General features: G+C 33.7%; 20 protein-coding genes. 12 read left to right on the top strand and 8 right to left on the bottom strand.

The features are described 5' to 3' along the window. The 7 genes from Q0912_RS12490 to Q0912_RS12460 all read left to right on the top strand — a co-directional run bounded on the left by Q0912_RS12490 (nt 1) and on the right by Q0912_RS12460 (nt 7,566). Complete coding sequence (locus Q0912_RS12490) at nt 1-864, top strand: hypothetical protein (RefSeq protein WP_299115560.1); 864 nt, start codon at nt 1-3, stop codon at nt 862-864. Between the two features lie 94 nt (nt 865-958). Then, entirely contained in the window at nt 959-1,645 is a 687-nt protein-coding gene (locus tag Q0912_RS12485; RefSeq protein WP_299115558.1) for a succinate dehydrogenase cytochrome b subunit, read from the top strand. A 12-nt stretch (nt 1,646-1,657) separates the two neighbouring features. Further along, the gene (locus tag Q0912_RS12480; RefSeq protein WP_299115556.1) at nt 1,658-3,658 is read left to right on the top strand and encodes a fumarate reductase/succinate dehydrogenase flavoprotein subunit; all 2,001 of its coding nucleotides are present in this window, start codon (nt 1,658-1,660) and stop codon (nt 3,656-3,658) included. 10 nt (nt 3,659-3,668) lie between these two features. After that, a complete protein-coding gene (locus tag Q0912_RS12475) occupies nt 3,669-4,028 on the top strand; it encodes a hypothetical protein (protein ID WP_299115555.1) in 360 nt (119 codons plus the stop codon). Between the two features lie 19 nt (nt 4,029-4,047). Next, the gene (locus Q0912_RS12470; RefSeq protein WP_299115554.1) at nt 4,048-4,794 is read left to right on the top strand and encodes a succinate dehydrogenase/fumarate reductase iron-sulfur subunit; all 747 of its coding nucleotides are present in this window, start codon (nt 4,048-4,050) and stop codon (nt 4,792-4,794) included. An 81-nt stretch (nt 4,795-4,875) separates the two neighbouring features. Further along, complete coding sequence (locus Q0912_RS12465; RefSeq protein WP_299115552.1) at nt 4,876-5,784, top strand: M20/M25/M40 family metallo-hydrolase; 909 nt, start codon at nt 4,876-4,878, stop codon at nt 5,782-5,784. Between the two features lie 9 nt (nt 5,785-5,793). Beyond that, nucleotides 5,794-7,566: a DNA mismatch repair protein MutS gene (locus Q0912_RS12460; protein WP_299115550.1), complete on the top strand. Its 1,773-nt coding sequence runs from the start codon at nt 5,794-5,796 to the stop codon at nt 7,564-7,566. Between the two features lie 142 nt (nt 7,567-7,708). On the opposite strand, the gene rpmA is transcribed toward Q0912_RS12460, so the two are convergent. Further along, nucleotides 7,709-7,969 (bottom strand): 50S ribosomal protein L27, encoded by a 261-nt coding sequence (gene rpmA / locus Q0912_RS12455; RefSeq protein WP_299115548.1) that lies wholly within the window; start codon nt 7,967-7,969, stop codon nt 7,709-7,711. A gap of 27 nt (nt 7,970-7,996) precedes the next feature. After that, entirely contained in the window at nt 7,997-8,521 is a 525-nt protein-coding gene (gene rplU, locus Q0912_RS12450) for a 50S ribosomal protein L21 (protein ID WP_299115546.1), read from the bottom strand. Between the two features lie 301 nt (nt 8,522-8,822). Here rplU and Q0912_RS12445 point away from each other — a divergent pair, with 301 nt between their 5' ends. Both Q0912_RS12445 and Q0912_RS12440 read left to right on the top strand, forming a co-directional pair. Beyond that, nucleotides 8,823-10,142, top strand: coding sequence for a pitrilysin family protein (locus tag Q0912_RS12445; RefSeq protein WP_299115544.1), 1,320 nt, complete (start codon nt 8,823-8,825; stop codon nt 10,140-10,142). A 19-nt stretch (nt 10,143-10,161) separates the two neighbouring features. Continuing rightward, nucleotides 10,162-12,240 (top strand): pitrilysin family protein, encoded by a 2,079-nt coding sequence (locus tag Q0912_RS12440; protein WP_299115542.1) that lies wholly within the window; start codon nt 10,162-10,164, stop codon nt 12,238-12,240. Between the two features lie 49 nt (nt 12,241-12,289). Here the strand turns inward: Q0912_RS12440 and Q0912_RS12435 are convergent, their stop codons facing one another. After that, nucleotides 12,290-13,168 (bottom strand): EamA family transporter, encoded by an 879-nt coding sequence (locus Q0912_RS12435; protein ID WP_299115540.1) that lies wholly within the window; start codon nt 13,166-13,168, stop codon nt 12,290-12,292. 90 nt (nt 13,169-13,258) lie between these two features. Between Q0912_RS12435 and Q0912_RS12430 the strand changes: the two genes are divergently transcribed. After that, nucleotides 13,259-13,777 carry a heavy metal-associated domain-containing protein gene (locus tag Q0912_RS12430; protein WP_299115538.1) on the top strand — a complete coding sequence of 173 codons (519 nt, stop codon included), beginning with the start codon at nt 13,259-13,261 and terminating at the stop codon, nt 13,775-13,777. A 74-nt stretch (nt 13,778-13,851) separates the two neighbouring features. On the opposite strand, the gene Q0912_RS12425 is transcribed toward Q0912_RS12430, so the two are convergent. From Q0912_RS12425 to Q0912_RS12415, 3 genes are all read right to left on the bottom strand, one after another. Then, nucleotides 13,852-14,214 (bottom strand): hypothetical protein, encoded by a 363-nt coding sequence (locus tag Q0912_RS12425; RefSeq protein WP_299115536.1) that lies wholly within the window; start codon nt 14,212-14,214, stop codon nt 13,852-13,854. Nucleotides 14,215-14,322: 108 nt separating this feature from the next. Beyond that, a complete protein-coding gene (locus tag Q0912_RS12420; protein WP_299115534.1) occupies nt 14,323-15,729 on the bottom strand; it encodes a DUF5689 domain-containing protein in 1,407 nt (468 codons plus the stop codon). Between the two features lie 34 nt (nt 15,730-15,763). Continuing rightward, nucleotides 15,764-18,649, bottom strand: coding sequence for a carboxypeptidase regulatory-like domain-containing protein (locus Q0912_RS12415; protein ID WP_299115531.1), 2,886 nt, complete (start codon nt 18,647-18,649; stop codon nt 15,764-15,766). 137 nt (nt 18,650-18,786) lie between these two features. Here Q0912_RS12415 and Q0912_RS12410 point away from each other — a divergent pair, with 137 nt between their 5' ends. Beyond that, a complete protein-coding gene (locus tag Q0912_RS12410) occupies nt 18,787-19,866 on the top strand; it encodes an endonuclease/exonuclease/phosphatase family protein (protein ID WP_299115529.1) in 1,080 nt (359 codons plus the stop codon). Between the two features lie 59 nt (nt 19,867-19,925). On the opposite strand, the gene Q0912_RS12405 is transcribed toward Q0912_RS12410, so the two are convergent. Both Q0912_RS12405 and pbpC read right to left on the bottom strand, forming a co-directional pair. Beyond that, nucleotides 19,926-20,363 carry a hypothetical protein gene (locus Q0912_RS12405; protein ID WP_299115527.1) on the bottom strand — a complete coding sequence of 146 codons (438 nt, stop codon included), beginning with the start codon at nt 20,361-20,363 and terminating at the stop codon, nt 19,926-19,928. 47 nt (nt 20,364-20,410) lie between these two features. Then, nucleotides 20,411-22,762, bottom strand: a complete 2,352-nt coding sequence (gene pbpC, locus Q0912_RS12400; RefSeq protein ID WP_299115525.1) for a penicillin-binding protein 1C — start codon at nt 22,760-22,762, stop codon at nt 20,411-20,413. Between the two features lie 231 nt (nt 22,763-22,993). On the opposite strand from pbpC, the gene Q0912_RS12395 reads away from it, so the two are divergent. After that, the coding region (locus tag Q0912_RS12395) for an L-type lectin-domain containing protein (protein ID WP_299115523.1) at nt 22,994-24,490 on the top strand (1,497 nt) is incomplete at its 3' end.

Here is a 24,490-nt window from a genome sequence, read left to right as displayed (position 1 = left end):
ATGAATCCAGGTAGAATTCTACTATTGTTAAGTTTTATAATTTGCTGCTCTTGTAGTGAAGACCAAGATGATAATCCGCAACCCAATCTCATCATTAAATTCAATTTTGACACCAATCAAATACGCTTAGATAATTTGGGACAACCAGCAACGATCCCTAATGGCAATGCTGCTCAAACTCCATTAATTAAAAGAATGAGTGCCAATTATATTGAATTTGCTCCAACGGCAACAACACTATTAGGTCAGGGAGAAGTAATTTATGAAGGAGCAGAAACAAATGAAGGTGGTGATATAGCCATAGATTTTCAACAATCCATTTTCGCAGGTGATGATGAGATATTTTTAAGTATGCCTTTAAGCCAGGTTGAAGCAGGAACCTACAAATGGGTAAGAGTATCTCTAGCCTATCAGGAAGGCGACATCCAGGTTTTAGCAGATAATACAGGTGAAGTTACTGGGCGCTTGGCCAGTTTTGTTGGTTATAATAACTATATAACAGATTTAGACTTAAATGAAAGTACCATTACAGTCAATGATGATAAACTACAAGGGTTTTGGGCCTTTGAAGCGCTTGGGTTTACCACTCAAGGCCAAGCACCAGAAGGTGCAACAACTGTGCCCAATCCATTATTTGCGACTTCACCTGTACCACAAGGTTCATGTATAATCACTGGGCAATTTTCTAATGCTTTTACTGTAACAGGAAATGAAAACCAAGATATTACCATAACATTGTCTTTTTCAATAAACGATAGTTTTGAATGGATCGAAGTCAATAACGATGGAAAATATGAGCCGTCGGCAGGTGAGCAAGTTGTAGATATGGGACTTAGAGGGTTAATTCCTAGCGTTTCTAATTAAAACCATTCTAAATAAATAATTATGACATACGTCAGTTGCTAAAACGTGTATTCTACTGTATTTTTGTAGAACTAACAAAAAGATTAGATCTACAATGAGCGGAATTCTAAATTCGTCGATTGGAAGAAAGTTTGCCATGGCGCTTTCGGCACTCTTCCTAATGGTTTTTTTATTACAACATTTTGCAATTAACATTCTTTCAGTTTTTAGCCCAGATACATTTAATGATGTCTCACACTTTATGGGAACGTTTTGGGTAATTCAATATCTTTTACAACCCGTACTGATTTTTGGTGTTCTATTTCATTTTGTAATGGGTTTTATACTTGAATATAAAAACTGGAGTGCAAGAAAAATTGGTTATGCAAAAACAAGTCGAGCTGCAACCTCTACATGGATGAGCAGAAATATGTTGTTAACTGGAGCTGTAGTATTAGCATTTATGGTACTACACTTTATTGATTTTTGGATTCCTGAAATCAACACAAAATATATTGTTGGTGATATGAGCGGTCTTATAGATCCAGCAAATGCTGAAAGTGGATTAAGGTACTATGAGGAACTAGTACATAAGTTTCATCATCCATTACGTGTGGGTGCTTATGTAATATCATTCGTGCTGTTAAGCTTACACCTTTTACATGGCTTTAATTCAGCTTTTCAATCTGTCGGAGCTAATAATAAATATACAAAAGGACTTAAAGGTTTTAGTAAAGTATATGCTATTGGTGTGCCTTTAGGGTTTGTTTTTATAGCTTTATTTCATCATTTCACCCACTAAACAAAAGATAATATGTCAATATTAGATTCTAAAATACCAGAAGGTCCTTTAGCGGACAAGTGGACAAATCATAAAAATAAAATAGACCTTGTAAATCCAGCTAATAAACGTCTTATAGATGTTATTATCGTTGGTACAGGTTTAGCAGGTGGTTCAGCTGCCGCTACTTTAGCCGAGTTAGGTTATAACGTAAAAGCATTTTGTTTTCAAGATTCACCAAGAAGAGCACATTCAATTGCAGCTCAAGGTGGAATTAATGCAGCAAAAAATTATCAAGGTGATGGTGATTCCACATACCGATTGTTTTATGATACTGTGAAAGGTGGTGATTACCGTTCGCGTGAAGCCAATGTCTATCGTCTAGCGGAAGTATCAACAAATATTATTGATCAATGCGTAGCACAAGGTGTACCATTTGCTAGAGAATACGGAGGACTCTTAGATAACCGTTCATTTGGCGGTGTACTTGTATCCCGTACATTTTATGCAAAGGGTCAAACTGGTCAACAATTACTCTTAGGTGCTTATGCTGCTATGAATCGTCAAATTGGTCGTGGTAAGATTAAGATGTATACACGTCATGAAATGTTAGATGTGGTTATTGTAGATGGAAAAGCAAGAGGTATTATAGCGCGTAACTTGGTAACAGGTGAAATAGAAAGACATTCAGCTCACGCAGTTGTATTAGGAACTGGAGGTTACGGTAATGCATTTTACCTCTCAACTTACGCAATGGGTTCTAACGTTACTGCAGCTTGGAAGGCCCACAAACGTGGAGCATTCTTTGCTAATCCTTGTTATACACAAATTCATCCAACTTGTATTCCTGTTTCAGGTGATCATCAATCTAAATTAACATTGATGTCAGAATCATTAAGAAATGATGGACGTATTTGGGTGCCAAAACATAAAAAAGATGTTGAAGCTATTAGAAATGGTAGTTTAAAACCAACAGATTTAGCAGAAGACGATAGAGATTATTATTTAGAAAGACGATATCCAGCCTTTGGTAACTTGGTCCCTAGAGATGTTGCGTCTCGTGCAGCCAAAGAACGTTGTGATGCAGGTTATGGTGTTAACCAAACGGGGGAAGCTGTTTACTTAGATTTTGCTTCTGCCATAGAGCGTTATGGAAAAGAGCAAGCTTATGTAAAAGGCTTAAATGTTGATGATAAAGCTATCGTTACAAAACTAGGAAAGGAAGTTGTAGAGAATAAGTACGGAAACTTATTTCAGATGTATGAGAAAATTGTAGATCAAAACCCATATGAAACACCAATGATGATTTATCCTGCGGTTCATTATACCATGGGAGGCCTTTGGGTAGATTACAATTTAATGACAACAGTACCTGGTTTATATGCTATAGGAGAGGCTAATTTCTCTGATCATGGTGCCAACCGATTAGGAGCTTCGGCATTAATGCAAGGGCTGGCTGATGGATACTTTGTGTTACCGTATACTATAGGTGATTATTTAGCACACGATATTAGAACAGGTGAAATTCCAACAGACACAAAAGAATTTGAGGAAGCTGAGAAAAATGTCCGTGCTGATATCGATAAGTTTATCAATAATAAAGGAACTAAATCTGTAGATCATTTCCACAAACGTTTAGGAAAGATAATGTGGAATAAATGTGGAATGGCGCGTAATGAAAAAGATTTAAAAGAAGCTATTACTGAGATTGCTTCACTAAGAGAAGAATTTTATAAAGATGTATTTGTTCCGGGAACAGAGCATGAATATAACGAAGAATTAGCTAAAGCAGGTCGCGTTGCTGACTTCTTAGAGCTTGGTGAGTTATTTGCTAAAGATGCATTAGAACGTAATGAGTCTGCTGGTGGACACTTTAGAGAAGAATATCAGACTGAAGGTGGTGAAGCTTTGCGTGTAAAGGATTACCAGTATGTATCAGCATGGGAATATAAAGGACAACCTAGTGATGCCGTTCATCATAAAGAACCTCTAGAGTATAAAAACATTGAAGTAAAAGAAAGGAGCTACAAATAATATTATATTAATGAATAATTCAATCTTAAAATTAAAGCTAAAACGCGTAGATCCAGTTAAATACGCCATGATTGCAACATTGACATATCTGGCTATAATATTATTAATATTTGTTCCGATGATGTTAATCGCATCAGTTGTTGGTGCTACTCAAGATTTAGTTGGTGGTTTTGCCATGCTTGGCGGTGGTATCTTTGCTATAATATTTATTTTAATTTTTTATGGAGTTATCATATTTATCGTAACATTATTAGCAGCTTTACTTTTAAATTTTATTCTGAAAAAAACTGGTGGCTTACCAATTGAATTTGAGAATACAGAAGTAGATGTTACCCAAGTTGGTCAAGACTTTTTAAAAGAAAAATATTAGACATTAAATTCATAATCGCATGAATCTTACACTTAAAATATGGCGTCAAAAAAACGCAAATGATAAAGGAAAAATAGTTGATTATCCTATTAGTGATATTTCTCCAGACATGTCTTTTTTAGAGATGTTAGATGTTCTTAACCAAGAATTAATTGAGAAAGGAGAATCACCAGTAGCATTTGATCATGACTGTAGAGAAGGTATTTGTGGTACTTGTTCTTTATATATTAACGGTAGAGCTCATGGTCCTGAAACCAAAATTACAGTATGTCAATTACACATGCGTAGTTTTAAAGATGGAGATACCATTTACATAGAGCCTTGGAGAGCTGAAGCATTTCCTGTAATTAAGGATTTAGTAGTAGATCGCACATCTTTTGATCGTATACAACAAGCTGGTGGATTTATTTCGGTAAATACTTCGGGTAATACACAAGATGCAAATGCTATTCCTATTAAAAAAGAAAATGCAGATAAGGCATTTGATGCAGCAACTTGTATTGGTTGTGGTGCTTGTGTAGCGAGTTGTAAAAATTCGTCAGCCATGTTATTTGTATCTGCAAAAGTATCTCAGTTTGCTTTATTACCACAAGGACAGGTTGAAGCAACAGATAGAGTACTAAATATGGTAAAGCAAATGGATGATGAAGGTTTTGGTAACTGTACCAATACTGGAGCTTGCGAAGTAGAATGCCCAAAAGGTATTTCTTTAGAAAATATTGCACGTATGAATCGCGAATATTTAGCAGCAAGCTTAAAAGGCTAAAAATTATAACATATATTTATAAAAAATCCTGAGTTAATCCTCAGGATTTTTCTTTTATTTGATAGCAATCAAATCCCTAACATGAAATACAAGTTACTTTCTTTATTATTCTGTGTATTGTCTATTACATATAGCTGTGCGCAAACTACAGATACAAAAAAAGCTACGTTTAATGAAGCCAAACTTCTCGAACGGTTAGAAGAATTAAGCTCTGATAAGTACGAAGGACGAGAAACAGGTAAAAAAGGTAATGACTCTGCAAGAGCATACATCATAAATGAGTTTAAGTCATTAAACATTTCGGGGTTTAATGGTAAATTTGAGCAGACATTCACGTTTAGTTCCAGAAACAAAGGTTATCGAGGGGTTAATATTTTAGCAGAAATTAAAGGCGCAAAATATCCTGATAAATATATTATTATAAGTGCGCATTACGATCATTTAGGCATACGCGATGGAATAATATACAATGGGGCAGATGATGATGCTTCTGGTGTTTCGGCATTAATCAGCTTTGCAGAAAGCATGATTAAAAACCCACCTAATCATTCTGTAATTCTGGCAGCATTTGATGCTGAAGAAATAGGGCTACAAGGAGCTAAACATTTTGTAAAAACTATAGAAAAAGACAAGGTCATTCTTAACATAAATATGGATATGATAAGTCGTAGCCAAAAGGATGAGCTATATGTTGTTGGCGGAAGGTATAATGATAAATTAAAATCGATTATTGACAATTTTGAAAACCAGACCTCAACCAAATTATTACAAGGACACGATGGGACTGATGGAAAACAAAACTGGACAATGGCTTCGGACCATGGTCCATTTCATTTAGCAAAAATTCCTTTTTTATATTTTGGAAATGAAGACCATGAAGCTTACCATAAGCCAACAGACGATTTCGAAGATATCACGCCACAGTTTTATAAAAATGCCGTTAATATTATTTTAGCTGTTTTTAATACTATTGATGCATCCGGACTGTAAATTATAAAAATGCAAAATCCTAATTCATTTTACAAAGAACAATTAGAAAAACATAAAGCTGAATCTAAACGCATATACAAACAAATGGGATTGTATAGCCTGCTTAGGCTTTCAATTTTTGTAATAGCAGCATTTGGTGTTTACTTAACGTTTCAAAAATGGCAAATCGCAACTATCATAGCTGTTATAGGAATCGCTGTTTTCTTGTTTTTACTTTCAAGGTATACGGATTTAAAAGCAAAGCGGTTTTTGCATAAAAGATTAGCAATAATTAACGAAGAAGAGCTTAAAATAGCGTCAGGCGATTTCCATAATAGACCTTCTGGTTTGCAATTTCAAAACCCAAAACATTATTATAGTTTAGATATCGATTTATTTGGAAAAGGTTCTTTCTTTCAGTTTATAAATAGAACAACTATTAAAGAAGGAACAGAAACACTTGTTAAACATTTACTTGCAAACAATATCTCCAATATTGAGAACAGACAAGAAGCTGTAAAAGAATTAGCAGCATTGCCAGAATGGAGGCAGCATTATTCTGGAGTTGCACAAGGAGTTGAAATAGAGCATTCAGCAAATTCAATAATTAAATGGCTAAAGGATTACCAACCATTTTTAAATACAACACTTTATTGGTTAACTATTAGTTTTAGCGTAGCATCAGTTGCTGTTCTATTTTTAGGTGTTATGGAGATCATTCCTATAAAGTATGCCGGTTATTGGTTGCTTTTGGGTCTTGCTATTACAGGTAAATATTTAAAGAAGATTAATAACGTTGCTCAAAATACAGAGAAAACAAAAGATACATTTAGACAATATGCTTTATTATTAGAACAAATTGAACAAAAAGAATTTACATCGCAATTACTAAAAGCCCAACAACAGAAAATACAATCTAAAAGCTTAAAGGCCTCTCAAATATTTTCGAAATTCTCAAAAACTTTAGACGCTCTAGATAATAGAAATAATTTTATTTCTGCCATTTTTGGTAATGGCTATTTACTGTGGGATATTAGGCAAACCTATCATGTAGAACAATGGATTTCCACATATGCTGATAAGGTAGAAGACTGGTTTGAAGTCGTTACATTTTTCGATGCCTTTAATAGTTTAGGAAACTATGCGTATAACCATCAGCAGTTTACCTACCCCATTATAACTAAGCAAAATACTACAATTACGGCTAAAGAATTAGGGCATCCATTACTAAACTCAGAGAAACGAATTGACAGTAATTTAAAGCTAAATGAAGAACAGTTTTTTATTATTACCGGAGCAAATATGGCTGGTAAAAGTACCTTTTTAAGAACCGTTGCACTACATATAGTTATGGCTAATGTAGGTTTACCCGTTTGTGCTAAACAAAGTAAGTACAAGCCTATTAAACTTATTACAAGTATGCGAACCACAGATTCGTTAACTGATGATAGTTCGTATTTTTTTAGTGAACTTACTCGCCTAAAATTTGTTGTAGATACTATTGAAAAAGACAAAAACTATTTTGTAATCCTCGATGAAATCTTAAAAGGCACCAATAGCACAGATAAAGCCATTGGTTCTAGAAAATTTGTAGAAAAATTAGTGAAGCTTAATGCTACAGGTATCATAGCCACACACGATCTAAGTTTAACTAAAATTGAAGTCGAATTAGAAGCTGTTAAAAACTATTTCTTTGATGCTGAAATTATAAATGATGAACTTTTCTTCGATTATAAACTCAAACAAGGTGTTTGCCAAAACATGAATGCTAGTTTCCTGTTGAAGAAGATGGATATTGTTTAATATACCGTTTAGAACAAAGCCAAAAAATCTCTATTCCAATACATTAATAAAGAGATTAGATTTACTATGGCTTTGAGTGAAAATAAACAAAAAACCCTCTCTAAAATAGAAAGGGTTTAAATTTTATAAGAACTATTATTTCTTAAGCCTCAAACGGCTCAATAGAAACGTAAGACTTGTTGTCTTTTTTCTTAGTAAATTTTACGATACCATCAACTTGGGCATGTAAAGTATGATCTTTTCCTTGGTATACATTCTCACCAGGATGATGTGTGTTACCACGTTGTCTTATGATAATGTTTCCTGCAACAGCAGCTTGTCCACCAAAAATCTTAACACCTAAGCGTTTCGATTCTGATTCTCTACCATTTTTCGAACTTCCGACTCCTTTTTTATGTGCCATTTTATTTCGATTTTAGATTTTTTAAAATTAACTTAAAGCTGCAATTAAATCAGCTTTCTTCATAGAAGAAATACCAGTAATTCCTTTTGCTTTAGCCATCTCTTTTAATTCAGCAACAGTCATTTTGCTTAAATCTTGAGTAACTTCTACTTTTTCAGTAGCTTTCTTAGCTTCTGGCTTTGCAGCAGCTTTAGGTTCAGCTTTTTTAGTTTCTTTCTTCGGTGCAGCTTTTTTAGCTCCAGAAGCAGTAATGCCTTCAATAACGATTTCTGTTAAGGCTTGTCTGTGTCCATTCTTAACACGGTAACCTTTACGTCTCTTCTTTTTGAAAACTATTACTTTGTCACCTTTAAGGTGTTTTAAGACTTTAGCACTTACTTGTGCTCCGTCTATAGCTGGGGCGCCTAAAGTAACATCGTTACCATTTCCTATTAAAAGAACGTTATCGAAAGAAACTTTCTTACCTTCTTCAGTAGACAAACGGTTAACAAAAACTTTTTGGTCTTTTTCAACTTTAAATTGATGCCCTGCTATCTCTACAATTGCGTACATAGCGTAACGTTTTTATTTATTTGTTTATAAATTACAATGTGCTTTTCTCAGAAAGCGGATGCAAATATACTCCTAAATTCGTAATCTACAAACGTTTTAAGGCTTTTCGGGCAGTTTCTCATCGAATTTCGAAGGGATTGAACCTTAGGAATTTAATATTGAGTCACTTTAAATTGAGTTTTCACATTTTATTATGTTAAAAAAGACTAATGATTCCTTATTTTTGCAAGGCTTTGTGTAACAATATGCATGTAGCTTAGACATACACTAAAATAATTTTAAAATTTAAACACTATTAATAATGAAAAAAAGCTTATTTACTCTAGCGCTTTTGTTGCTTATTGGGTTTCATTCCAATGCGCAACAAGTAGAATTTGAGGAGTACGATTTAGATAATGGAATGCATGTTATTTTGCATCAAGACCATTCGGCTCCTGTAGTAACGGTTTCAGTAATGTACCATGTTGGTGCTAAAGACGAAGATCCAGAGCGTACAGGTTTTGCTCACTTTTTTGAGCACTTATTATTTGAAGGAACAGAAAATATTCCTCGCGGAGAATGGTTTAATATTGTAACCTCTAATGGTGGTAGCAATAATGCAAATACTACAGACGACAGAACTTACTATTACGAAGTATTTCCTTCTAACAGTGTAGAACTTGGTCTTTGGATGGAGTCCGAACGTCTATTGCACCCTGTTATAAACCAAATAGGTGTAGATACACAAAACGAAGTGGTAAAAGAAGAGAAAAGATTACGTGTAGATAATCAGCCTTATGGAAATATTTTGGCTGAAGTTAAGAAGCGTATGTTTAAAGTTCATCCATACAAAGGAACCACTATTGGAGAAATGGAGCACTTAGATGCTGCAACTTTAGAAGAGTTTCAGGCTTTCAATAAAAAATATTATGTGCCAAATAATGCCGTTTTAGTTGTTGCTGGAGACATTGATAAAGCTGAGGTTAAGAAAATGATTAAGGATTATTTCGGTCCAATTCCAAGAGGAGAAGAAGTAACCAGAGATCTTCCTAGAGAAGAACCAATTACAGAATCTATGAGAGATAAGGCTTATGATCCTAATATTCAAATTCCAGCAGTAATTGCAGCATACAGAACACCTTCTTTTAAAGACAGAGATGCTTATGTCCTTGATATGATTTCTAGTTATCTAAGTGGCGGAAAGAGTTCTGTATTATACAAGAAGATAGTTGATGAACAAAAACAAGCTTTAGCAGTTCAGGCCGTTAACTTAAGTCAAGAAGATTATGGACTTTATGCTTTATTTGCATTACCATTAGGAGATATATCTCTCGATACTTTAATCACAGAAATGGATGAAGAGGTTGCTAAAATGCAATCAGAATTAATCTCCGAGCGTGATTATCAAAAACTTCAAAATCAATTTGAGAATCAATTTGTAAACTCTAATTCTAGTGTTTCTGGTATTGCTAATTCTTTAGCACGTTATTACATGTTGTATGATAATGTAAATTTAATTAATAATGAAATTGACATTTATCGCTCTATCACAAGAGAAGAAATTAGAGACGTTGCTAAGAAGTATTTAAACCCAAACCAACGTTTAATACTCGAGTATTCACCAAAGAAAGATGATCAATAAAATAAAAATTAATAGTAATATGAAAACTAAAGTATCAGCATTTATTGTATTGTTTTTAATGGCAGTAGGTGTAAATGCACAAATAGATAGGTCTAAACAACCAGAACCAGGTCCAGCTCCTAAAATAACATTAGAGAAGCCAGGCGAATTTAAATTAGATAACGGAATTGAAGTTTTAGTGGTAGAAAATCATAAATTACCTAGAGCATCTTATTCTTTAACAATTGATAATAAGCCAATTGCTGAAGGTGAAAAAGCTGGTGTATCTAGTATTCTAGGGTCAATGTTGGGTAATGGAACTACCAATGTTCCTAAAGATGAATTTAATGATGAAATCGATTTTTTAGGAGCTAATTTAAATTTTGGAGCTCAAGGAGCTTTCGCGAGTTCTTTATCTAAATACTCTGATAGAATTATTGAGTTAATGGCTGATGCAGCTATCAACCCATTACTAACTAAAGAAGAGTTTGAAAAAGAAAAAGAAAAACTTATTGAGAGTTTAAAATCTCAAGAAAAGAGCGTAGATGCTGTAGCAGGAAGAGTTGGAGGAGCATTATCTTATGGGAAAAATCATCCTAGAGGTGAATTTGTTACCGAAGAAACTGTAAACAATATTGAGTTTGGTGATGTATTGGCATTCTACGAAAAATACTTTAACCCAAACAATGCCTATTTAGTAGTTGTAGGTGATGTTGACATAAGTGAAGTAAAACGTCAGATTAAGGCAAATTTTGGTAAATGGGAAAAATCTGCAGGTGTAGATATTACAATACCAGAACCTAGCCCTAATGCACAATACACACAGGTTAATTTTGTAGACATGCCAAATGCGGTACAGTCTAATATTTCATTGACTAATAATGTGGATTTTAAAATGAATGATGATGATTATCATGCTGTATTAATAGCTAATAAAATATTAGGTGGCGGTTTTGGTAGTTATTTAAATATGAATCTTCGTGAGGAGCATGGCTATACCTATGGAGCGCGTTCTAACATCAGTACAAGTAGATGGAATGCTTCTCGCTTTACCGCTGGTGCATCTGTTAGAAATATGGTAACTGATAGCGCTGTAGTAGAAACGCTTAAAGAAATTAATAGAATCAAAAATGAGCCTGTAGATTCTAAAGATCTCGCAAATGCAAAAGCTAAGTATGTAGGTGATTTTGTTTTAGCTTTAGAGCGTCCACAAACTATTGCCAATTATGCGTTAAGAGTTAAATTGAATGATCTACCTGAGGACTTTTATGCTACATATCTTTCAAAGATTAACGCAGTAACCAAGGAAGACGTTATGCGTGTAGCTAATAAACACTTTAAACCAGAAAATGCACGTATCGTTGTAGTAGGAAAAGGAAGTGACGTATTAGAAAATTTAGAAAAAACAGGTATTCCTATAATGTATTATGATGCATATGCAAATAAGACTGAGAAACCTGTGTTCTCTAAACCATTACCAGAAGGATTAACTGCACAAACCGTAATTAAAAATTATGTAAAAGCAGTTGGAGGTGAGGACAACTTAAGAAAAGTTAATTCTACTCTAGTTATTGCAGATATGACAATACCAGGAGCCCCATTTAAGCCAAAAGCTACTACAAAGCAAATGGCACCTAATAAGTTTAAAATGGAAGTTGTTGCTGAAGGTATGGGAACATTAATGAAGCAAAATTTTGATGGTGAGAGTGGTTACATGGAACAACAAGGAAGAAAAATTCCAATGGAGGACAAAGAGTTATCTTCAAGAAAAGCAAACAAAGGATTGTTTGGTGAATTATACATGGAACCTTCAACTATTGAATTAGACAGCAAAACTACAATAGACGGAATTGATGTCTATAAAATTAAAGTTACTAAAGACGATAATACATCTTACAGATATTATGATGTTAAAACAGGTTATTTAGTAAGAACTGAAGAAACAGTTGAAGCGCAAGGGCAATCAATTACTAATATTACTGATTACTCTAATTACAAAGATGTTAATGGTATAATGATACCTTACACTAAGAAAGTTACTGTAGGACCTCAATCATTTACTTTTGACACAACAGAAGTAAAAATAAATGAAGGTGTAACTGCAGAGGATTTTAACTAAATCCTTCTTTTTAATTAATAAAAAAACCGAAGCTTTCGCTTCGGTTTTTTTATGCTTTACGCCTATGAGATAAGTAAACCCCTATTAATATCAGTAATGCTGCTAAACCTTGTATAAAACTAAAAGTCTCACCATCTAAAATTCCCCAAATTAAAGCTATAATAGGCATAACATAAGTCACAGAAGATGCAAAAACTGGTGTAGATATCTGTACCAATTTATTAAAGACTACTTTAGCTAATGCTGTTCCAAAAACTGAGAGAATAATAACATAGATTAAGGCATAAGGCAAATTAGAATTATTAAGACGCTCAACAGTAAAAAAGTCTGTAAATAGAAGAATAACTAATGCTGGGATAATAATAAAAACATAGTTGCCAGCAGCTATTGCCAAAGGTTTTACATCTTGTAAATACCGTTTTATAATATTTACATTTGCAGCATACATTAAAGTAGAAGCAATAACAAAACTTGCATATAAATAATTTTGATTAGGATTCAACTCAGATCCTTTAAATATTAAAATCGCCGTACCTATAAAACCAATTATTACGCCTAAAACCTGACGCTTAGTAGAAGCAATTTTAAATACCGTAAAACCTAATAAAATAGTATTTAAAGGTACCAGAGAATTTAATATTGACGCTACAGCACTATCAATTTCTGTTTCCGCAATTGCAAAAAAGAACGCAGGAAAAAACGATCCTAATAACCCAGAAATTAATAACCATTTCCATTTAGATTTAGGAATACCTTTTAATTTAGAATAACCAAAAATTAAAAGAATAATACCGGTAATTATAGTCCTTAAAGCACCTAATTGATATGGTGTGAGACCCAAAAGTGATTTCTTAATTAAGATAAAAGAACTTCCCCAAATTACAGATAATAATAAAAGGTAAATCCACTTGATACTAGGGTTTTTCATACAAAAACTATGTAAAAGAATCACAAAAATCGTTAATTCTTATGCAAAAACATCAATATTTATTAGATTTAGCCAAAATTAAATAAATCCATGAACACATTTAAGAATATATGTATTATCGTAGTTATGGCTTTGGTATTTTCTTCATGTAAAAATGAAGTTAAACCAGAAGTTAAAACTGTAGATCTAGAAGTTGCTGAAAAAGATGTTTCTCAAGCTTTAGACCCCAATGCTACTTATGCTAAAGTAGAGTTTGGTATTGAGGGAATGACCTGTGCAATGGGTTGTGCCAAAACCATTGAAAAGAAGATGGCAAAAATGGAAGGTGTAAAAACAGCTAAGGTAGATTTTGATAAACGATTGGCAATGGTCGAGTATGATGAAGCTAAAGTTACTCCAAAATCTTTAGAAGAAGCAGTAACTAATGTCGCTGACATATACAAAGTAAAAGACATTAAGATTGTTGATGAGTTTGAAGGTCATGTAAAAAAAGCCTGTAAAGCAAATTGTGATAAATCTTGCTGTGCCAATAAATCTGAAGCAAAGAAAAAGGCTTGCTCAGAAGAATGTAAAAAAGCCTGTTGTACAGAGGCTAAAAAATCGGAATAAGAAGAAAACTTTTTACAAATAGATAAAAAGCGTTATCCTATTAAAAAGGATAGCGCTTTTTATTGTAGAAAACATTATAGCACTTGAAATAAGGTATAAGCTATAATCAAACACCCAAAAGGTAAAAACCACAAAAGATATATAGAGGCTGGTTTGGCCTTTAATTTAGCATTAAGGATATTTCGTTTTTTACCATTATAACGCATCCAGTTTTTGAAAATTACTACCGCTGCAATTACAGTAAAAAACATCCAAAATTTAATTATAGACATTGTTATGAGGCGCATTTGGTTAGCAAATGCCATAAAGAAAGTACCTAATGCAAGGATAATAGCAAGCTCTAAAAAATTAATATAGAGCATTGCTAAAACAAGGCTACGTTTTTTTATTCTCTTTTTATAGTAATTAAAGATGGTGATATAGAAAGTGTCTAACATTAAATACTGCTATTTTATACGCTGTTATAATATAGTAACTCATAGGTTATTAAATTAAAAAACCAACTCTTTTGAGTTGGTTTTTTAATTTAATTCCGTTCTTATTTTTTATTGAGGAGTTAATATCTTAACATCGCTCAAATCAATAGTAGTAGATACTGTAGCATTGTTACTGTCGTAAACAAAGGCAATAACCGCATCGCCAGTAACACCAGATAAATCAATCAAATCTGTTTGGTCATATTCATTATCAAAAAAGCCTGTGTTAACTGGTAATGCAAGGATTTGATCTGTACCGATTTCTGTCCAAGTAGCAGTTGATGGGTCATTCCCAGAAACATAATCATTAGAATAATATACTCTTAAAGGATCTCCATTGCTAAAAGCATCAGCTATTTCTAAAACTAATGACTCATCAGCTTGAGCATCAAAATCAAAGGATGGAGATATTAACCAGCTTACCATTTGCAATATTGTTCCACCTGAAAAAGCAGAGCCTCTGGCATAAAACTCACCATCAAAATCATTAGCTTGCCATTGACGTGTTCCAACAGTATTTACAACCTCCCAACCTGTAAGTCCATCTGTGAAATTTTCTTCATATACAATATCAAAATCGTTAATATCAAAAGGATCACAACGTTCTACATCTTCAAAATTAATATCCTCAGGAGAGTTTACAACAACATTAAATACCTCACCAAAGAAATCTTTAGTTAAAACAGCTGTCATACTACCTCTACCTGATGGTAAAGTTAAGCCTTTAAAATCAGCAAATGTACTTGTACTAAACGTTGATGTAGCAGGGCCAGCACAACTTTCTAATATACGCTCACCATCAAATTCATCAAATGCTTCAGAAGCGTAGCTCAAAGGGTTGTCACCTGTTGCTTGCTCTCTGTTAAATTGTACATCCTGTAATTCAATCATTAAATTAGTTCTGTTATTAGTAAAATCTTCAATACCTAAAGGCATAGGTACTATCATTGCTTGTTCAGCAGATCTAAATATTACGTCATTCTCTTGAGCAGAAGGAATTTTACCAATTCGCTCACCATCAAGTGTACCAAGTGTTAAAACACCGTTTGAAATACCTGCATATAACCCGTTTAACTTTACATACACTTTTCGACCCACTTCATATCTTACAAATAATGGGTTAACATCAATTAAAACCTTGATCCCAACAGTTGGATTTTCAGGATTATTTTGAATTATAATTTCTTCAAAATAGTTTCCTCCTTCATCAGAAGATACAACATACCCTTGAACAAATTCTGTTTGTGCATCATTGTCATAGAGCACAAAATCTTCATCATTATCATAATCAATTCCACCACCATGAAGTTGGGCTACATCTCCAGCAATAGAAGTTATCTCTATAACATCACCATCTAAATCTGGCTCCGTAACAGAAGTGTTAGGTGTACTAAACTCATCATCTTGTACACAAGCGTTAAATACTACTAAACCTATAAGAAGTAGTATTAATTTGTTAATTTTTAAAGTTTTCATTTTTTTAATTTTATTTTGTTCTAACATAGCTTTTTTAAAATCTTACATATACGTTAAGGTAGTATGTAGTACCATTTCCAAAGAAATATCTAGGACCAAATACAGGGCCATTATCTCTAGATTTATCTTCTTGTAAACGACGGAAATTAGCTAAACGTGATTGCTCAAAACCACCCGTTCTATATTCCTCGTTAAACACATTATTTATAGTAGCAAAGAAACCTACGAAGTAATCTTTTATTTTCCAAGATTTTCCTCCTATAATATTAACGAGCATATAATCGTCAAACTGTTCTTGTTTTAAGAGTTCTTTAGCGACAACAGGATCGTAATCATTAAACGTATTACCATCGAAATCTGATGAAAAGTTAGCTGATCTTGCTAAATTACTAACATCTACATAAGCGTTAGAAAAGAAGTTACTCGTTACACCTATATTCCAAAAATCAGGGTCTCTGTATTCAAAACCAACCTGAAAAGCTCGCTCAGGACCACCAGCAACATGGTAACCATCTAATTGCGTAGTACCATCACCAAATCTTACTTCTGAGTCAATATCACTTCTATTTTGGAAATCGACACTTGTTAAATATAAGTCTGGGTTGTTTTGAAATGTATATTGACCAATTGAAGCAGCGCCTTTTAATTTAATTGTAGGCGTTACTTGGGCTTCAATTCCTATTTCTACACCAACATGTCTACGTTCAATATTAGTTAAAACCTCTTGTACAAAGGCATCACCTCTATCTACTCCTAAGCCTGCTAGGTCTTCAGTAAAATAAAAGCCTATATCTGAGCCATCCTGGAATCCTGAATAAAAACCAGTAACTCTGGCCTTAACAATTGGAGATCTAAAGATATAACTAACATCTACAGATTGAACTTTCTCACTTTCTAGACCTATGACTTTAGCATTAGATTGTCTTGCATTACTAAAAGAGTTTCTAATCGATGGTGCTTTAGTAAAGTAACTTGCATTAACATCAATTAAATGTTTACCTGTAACCTTATAGGTAAAGCCTCCTTTAACACCATAATTAGAAAAATCTAACTTATCACTTTTACCAAAAGAACCGTCGTTACCTCCTCCTTGGAAAAATCCATTTTCATAAATACCTGTTCTTTGATATGTTGTTTGAGAAAGACTTACACCAGCATAAAAATCAATCTTATTGTATTTAAACTGTGCTTGGGCAAAACCACTGATAACATCAGCATCTATCTCGTAATTATACTTATAACGATCACCTTCTCTGGCAATTCTATTTGGGTTTCTAACATTACTTTGTGCTAGATTTGCAGCCACTTCATCACTAATAGTAGAATTGTCATTTTCTTCTGCAAAGAAATCTACATCAAGGTAACCCGTACCACCCAATAAATCTTCGACACGTGCAAAATTTTCACTTTTTAAACTTCTATAATTTAATGCCGCATTTAACCTAATATTATCTGCCAATTCAGCGTCTAAAATAGAATTAAATGTGAGTTGTTGATCTTTTACAACATCAGCTTGTAATGCATATAATGAGTTGCCTCCTTGAGCTCTAAGGGTTGCATTACCTTGATAAAGTGCATTCCAGTCCCATTGACCATCATCAAGAAAAGCTTGTTCAGCTAAATAAGCTTGTTGGTAATCATAAGCTGTTGGATTAGCATCTTGTAAAAAGAAACTCGGTAAGTTTTGATAGTATGTAGGGTCTGGGTTACGTGCACCACCTAAGTATGCATCTTCCCCATTTATAGTTACTAATCTAGTACCTCCATTGTCAATTCTAGTATTGGCGATTTCACCAAATTGGTAGGCAACATTAGTATTCAATTTTACTTTAGAAGAGATATCCCAAAAGTGATTTAACATTAGAATTGGCTCATTGGTTTCGCGTATTCTAGAATTACGTATATCACCATTTTGAATCCCCCAAAATGGATTATATCTACGTCCTTTTAAGTCATTTACTTCTTGAGTAACTGCTGTAGAACGACCACGTCTGTTTTGTGCATATATACCTGTAAAGTTTATACTATGCTTATCATTGATTTGTTTTTCAACAGCTACAAAAAGAGAATTTGCATCGTATAATGTTCCATCGATATAACCTTCTTCACCAAAACGTCTCGAGCCTAATACAGAATAAGACCAACCTCCTTCTAATAGACCAGAACTGTAGCTCCCCATTACTCTACCTTGATAGCTTCTGTTAGCCGACGCATAAGATATACGACCGCCTCTTCTGTATTTCGAAGCACGCATTACAATATTGTTGGTTCCTGCTAAATCACCAAAGTTGTAGTCGTTTGCAGACATTCCCATAGAGAATTCCTGGTTACGTTGAACATCGTTCAATCCTCCCCAGTTAGCCCATTGTGGTCTCCCATTAAATTGTTTGTTCATTTCAACACCATTGATAAGTACCTTTCCGTTGGCATTATCTAAACCTCTTGGTCTAAAAAATGTAGCACTAAAATCAAATGCTGCCGCACTAAGAAATACATCTCTAGATGCCTGTAGTAGACCAGAGATGTTATCTGTTAAACCATCATCTTCACTATTCAGATTGGCATCCGAGATAGAAATAGTGAATAAATCTTTTTTGTCACTCGTGTCAAAATCTAATGTCATACCACTAATATCTACGGTCTGACCTTCGTTTACAACGATAGGGTAACGTTTTGTAACATAGCCTACTTTTTCAATTTTAAGAACCTGTTCACCAAGTGGAACGTTAGAAGTGAAACTAAATTCACCTTTTCCATCCGTCTTTTGGGTTTGTCCGGTTTCTTCAATAGTAATTGTTACATCAGGAATTGGTTCTCCTGTAGTTCCATCCAAAACACTTCCTTTAACAATGGTTTGTTGTGCGAAACCTGTTAAAGAAAAGGCGATAGTGAACAGAAAGAGTAAAAAACTTTTTTTCATGCCTAATTTTAATATTGATTGTTACTGTAAGTTAAATTATGTTTATTTGAGGCGTGCAAATGTACATCATTTATAATAATTACATACTTTTGGCAAGCAATTTGCTTTGGATATAACAATTAGATAATATATCAATCATGAAAATATTAAAACCACTACTCTTCTTGCTAGCTATAGCTTGTATTTCTAACGTTTATGCACAAGAAGAAAAACGCTTTAAAATTCATACTGTTGCGTTTTACAATTTAGAAAATTTATTTGACACCATCAATGACCCCTTAAAATTTGATGAGGCTAGTCCAATAATGGAAATGAAAGCTAATCGTTCTGAAATTTACAAACAAAAAGTTAAGAATATGGCTAGGGTTATTGCAGATATTGGTGCTGACAAGGCCAACAATGCTCCTGCTGTTATTGGCGTTTGTGAAATTGAAAACAGAAAAGTTCTTGAAGATTTAGTAAATGACCCTTTACTTCTAGGTAAGGATTATGGAATTATTCATTACGATGGTCCAGATAAACGAAGTATAGATGTAGCATTGCTTTACCAAAAAGCATTGTTTGAACCTATAGATTCTAGTGCTCACGAATTATTGATATATGATGATGTTACAAGAAAACGGGTTTTCACAAGAGATCAATTATTGGTTAAGGGTAAATTAGATGGAGATTTAATACACATTATTGTTAATCACTGGCCTTCTCGTAGTGGTGGTGAAGCCCGAAGCCGATCTAAACGTGTTGGTGCAGCAAAACTAAATAAGCGCATTATCGATTCTTTGCAATCTATAGACCCATATGCTAAAATCTTTACTATGGGAGATTTAAACGATGATCCTACAAACGAAAGTGTAAAGAAGGTTCTAAAGGCAAAGAAAGAAAAGAAAGATGTACCATTAAAAGGAATCTATAATCCGTACGAAAAGATGTTTACAGAAAAAGGTTGGGGAACTACAGCCTATAGAGATGCTTTGAGCTTGTTTGATCAGATAATGATGACACAGCCTTTATTAGAAAATGATTATTCATCATTTAGATTCTGGAAAGCTGGTATATATAATCCTGCATATATGTTTAACAAACGTGGACGCTACAAGGGTTATCCTTTAAGAAGTTTTGCTAATGGTGGCTTTACAGGTGGTTTTAGTGATCATTTTCCAGTATATGTTTATCTTATAAAAGAGGTAAAAGAAGACGACGAAAAAGTTGAGGATTAATCCTTAAACCTCGAGTTATAAAAAAAGGCGCAAATTAAAATTTGCGCCTTTTTACTTTTTTAGAACCATAGGTTCCATGGAATTTTTGCCAGAACTAGTACTAGAGCCAAAGTGTAAAAAATAGCCAACACTTTAAATTTTGGTTTAGATACTAATTTCTTCTTATGCTTAGAATAACCAATAGTTACTAAGGCAACTGCAATAATCATAGTTAACGGATGCTCAACAATAAGGTTTCTTAATGCTGAATTTTTCATAACTTCTCCCATACCGCCTACTTCACTTATTGTACTAAAATAATCTTTAGAGAAAAATAGTATAATACCTAGCAATAGCTGAATATGCATAGTAATTAATGCAAACAAAGAAATTCTAAAGTCTTTAGCATCAAACTCTTTATCGCCAAAGAATTTGATAAGTGCGTTAACCGTTGCGAGTATTAATACAAGTAAAACCAAATAAGCCCAGCCCGAATGTAAAAATTGTAAGGTTTCCATTTTATAAAATTTAGATTACAAAAATAGGGATTTGATGATGAATAAGATTACTCCGAAATCGTAATTTTATGTTTCAACTCATTACCTAGGGCATCCACTACTGTAATAATGTGTTCGCCTCCAGAAGATAAGACAGCCATATCATGAATATCTTTTGTGCTACCAACAAATTTATTGTCAATATACCAATACAACTCCAACTCTGGTTTAGAATGTGCCACTTTTAAGACTAAATCATTGGTGTTACCTTCAAAATCTTTAGGAAGAAAAACAGTACTTTGCTGATTAGGGTATATAAATTCCATGGAGATAACCGAAGCTTTAATACAATCCTTGCGATACGGAGGAAGTGGTTTGTAAAATGGATTTTTATTCTGAAAATAATAAGCTTGTAATGGAGGTAAGACAAACCAAGGTGTATTATTAATACTCGAAACAGCTTCACAGGACGAGTTAACTTGAAATTTTTTTGTAGTATCTAAATGTACCAATTGATGAAATGGGCACGGCTTTGTTTTTTGGCCGCTGACTTGAATATATCGCCGCTCAGTGTCATCACAGATTGCAGAGGCTCTATAACCACTCTTTTTGCAAATACTCACCGCTATCATTTCATCATAAGGTTTTGCAAACCATTCACTATTGGGCAATATGTCAAATACATCAAACAAAATTGGAGCTGCCGTTTGTACACCAACTAAACCTGGCCTTCCTTCACCATCTGCATTACCTACCCATACACCAACTACATAATTTTTAGTAGTCCCAATTGCCCAAGCATCTCTAAAGCCAAAACTAGTTCCTGTTTTCCATGCGATATCTTGCGAGGAATCGTAGAACTCCCAACTTTCATCACTTTCTGGTCGGTTAACTTGCTTCATACTTTCAAACGTAAGATATATAGAAGCCGCATCAAAAATAGTTTTCTCATTGGTCAGTTCACCAAAATCAATACTAGATTCAGAATCATATATAGGTTGAATAAATTCTTCAGTAAAATACTGACTCGAATTTTCGTTAAAATGATTTAAGGTCGATGCCATAGCTGCATAACTTCTGCACAAATCCCAAAGATTGCTTTCTGCACCTCCTAACACTAAAGATAAACCATAATGATTGGCATTATACTTTAAATCTTTTAACTTTAATTGCTTCAGGTAATGATAAAAACGGTCTAAACCAAAATCTTGAAGCATTCGTACAGCAGGCACATTTAATGAACGCGATAATGCTTCATTGGCATGGACTGCCCCATCATAAGATTGATTAAAATTTTCGGGTTGATAACTTCCAAATTGTGTTGGGATATCAGCAATCAAGGTGTTTGGTAATAAATCACCAGCATCGAGCATTGATGCATATAGAAAAGGTTTTAAAATGCTACCTGTGCTTCTAGGCTTGTTAATGATATCAACACTGTTTTGATGCTCCTTATCAGTAGGTGAATTACCAATATAAGTTAAAACCTCTCGTGTCTTAACATCTAAAACTAATACTGAAATATTATAAATTTCATTTTGCTTTAATAGATTGTAATGTTGTTTTACAATGCCGTTTGCTTGCTTTTGCAATGATCCTTTAATTGTTGTTTTAATCCGTTCTCCTTTATTTTCCTTCGCTACTTTTTGAAGCAGATGCGGAGCGATTTGAGGCAAAGGATAAGGCTTTAGAGGTAAACTTTCAGCAATTGATAATTCATAGGTTAACTTATCAATTGTACCTTTTTCAAAAAGTTTTTTTAATAAACGATTACGCTTATCTAGTAATTTTTTTTGATTCTTTCCTGGGTAGATTAAACTTGGTGCATTGGGTAATACTGCGAGTGTAGCACTTTCTGCCCAAGATAAACTGTGAGCATTACGGTTAAAGTATCTCCAAGACGCAGCATCAATACCAACTACATTACCTCCAAAAGGGGCATGACTAGAATATAAGTTTAAAATATCTTCTTTTGACAACCTCAATTCAAGTCTTGTGGCTAAGATAATTTCTTTAAGTTTTTCAATATAAGTTCTCGATTTTCCTTTTCTAGACAAACGAATCACTTGTTGCGTTATAGTACTTCCTCCGCGTTTTACAGAACCCGATTTTATGTTTTGTTTTAAGGCTTTAAAAATTGAAATAGGATTAAACCCAGGGTGCTTATAAAAATATTCATCTTCAAACTGAAGAATACATACCTTAAATTTATCTGGAATACTATCGCTTTCTGGAAATCTCCATTGTCCATCATCTGCAATTAAGGCACCCAACAATTCATTTTTACTACTAGTAATAACGGTTGCGGTAGGATCTTTAAATAATTGCTTAGGTAAACAGAAATAATAAGCAATAGCCAAAACAAAAATCACTAAAGATTTTATTTTATTTTGCTTAAAATGTCTGATTAATCTATCCATATACTATACAATTGCTATACAAAAGCAGATTTAAATACCTTATCGTCGAAAAACAATCAACGTTACACAAATTTATCTATATATTTAAACGTGTAAAAACATTGCTTAGATCTTAAGTTTTTCATAATTTTTCTCATTCCTTTAGCGCATAAAGCATTAGGAGTTAATTTTCAGATTTACTTAATATAGTTCTACAGTGTTAAATTTTTATGTGAAATAATTTAAACTACTTTGAAAAACCACTTAATTAATTATATGATTATGGTATTAAAAATGCTATATCGAAAACTTATAAAACTTGAATATTTAGTGGTTTTTATTTGCCTATTCTGTTTTAATTTATCCTCAGCTCAACTTAACCCAACATTTGTAGAAGATGCTATTTCGCTTGGTGGTGATTGTTATCGAATTACAAATGCTATAAATAACCAAAGGGGAGCGGTTTGGTATGAAAATACTATCGATTTTAATTCAGATTTCGACATGATTTTTGATCTTAACATGGGTAGTAATGATGCTAATGGAGCTGATGGAATTGTTTTGGTTTTTAAAACGTCTTCAACACCAGAAGTTGGTAATTCTGGTGGTGGATTAGCTTATCAAGGAATAAACAACAACCTAGCTATAGAGTTTGATACATGGCAAAATGGCGAAAATGGCGACCCGTTTAGTGACCATATAGCTTTAATATCTAATGGTAATGTAAGTCACACTAGTCCCACTAATTTAGCAGGTCCAATTAATGCTTCACTAACCTCGAACAATATAGAAGATGGACAATTTCATGAGGTCAAAGTTTTATGGCGAGCAAATACACAGACCTTAAGTGTGTTTTTTGATTGTGATGAGCGAATTATCTATTCTCAAGATTTTGTAAATACTATTTTTGGAGGTACGTCAGATATTTATTTTGGTTTTGTGGGTTCAACAGGAGGTGCAGTTAATGTACAGCAACTGTGCTTTAAAAGACTTACATTTATTGACGACTTTTTTTTAGAAGATCAATCAATATGTAACGGCACAACTTTAGATTCTGTTGATGCTACATACGAAGGAGCCGTTAGTTATTCTTGGAGTCCAACAACAGGTATAAGTAATCCTAACATCCCAAATCCGACTTTTTCACCGACTACAAACACAACCTATACAGTTACTATAACTGATGAATGTGGGGAAATAATTACTGAAGACTTTACAATAAATATATTACCTATTGAAACACCTGTTTTTGATGCCATAAATCCAATCTGTGAAGGAGAAAGCCTAGACCCTCTTCCTGGCACCTCAAACAATGGAATTACAGGAAGTTGGAGTCCCGCTTTAAATAATATGGTTACAACAACTTATACATTTACTCCAGATAATGATCAATGTGCATCTTCGACAACATTAGAAATTGTTGTTAATCCACTTGATGATGCAACATTCGATGTTACTCCTACCTGTGATGGTGCCACGGTAAATAATCCTCTAGCTACACCAGGTGGAGTATTTGAATTTACTGGTTTTCCTGGAGTAGGAGTAAATATTGATCCTGCTACAGGTGAAGTAACTGGAGCTATTTCAGGATTACCTTATGTAGTTCAATACACTACTGCAGGTGCGTGTCCAGATGTCTTTACATTAACATTCACTGTTTTAATTCAAGACGACCCATCATTCACAGTAACACCTACCTGTGATGGTGGTACAGTCACAATAACAGGTGATACAGGAGGTATCTTTAGT

Origin of the sequence: uncultured Winogradskyella sp. (genome assembly GCF_947498345.1) — a bacterium.
Taxonomy (GTDB): Bacteria; Bacteroidota; Bacteroidia; order Flavobacteriales; family Flavobacteriaceae; genus Winogradskyella.
This window is presented reverse-complemented; position numbering and strand designations above follow the sequence as displayed.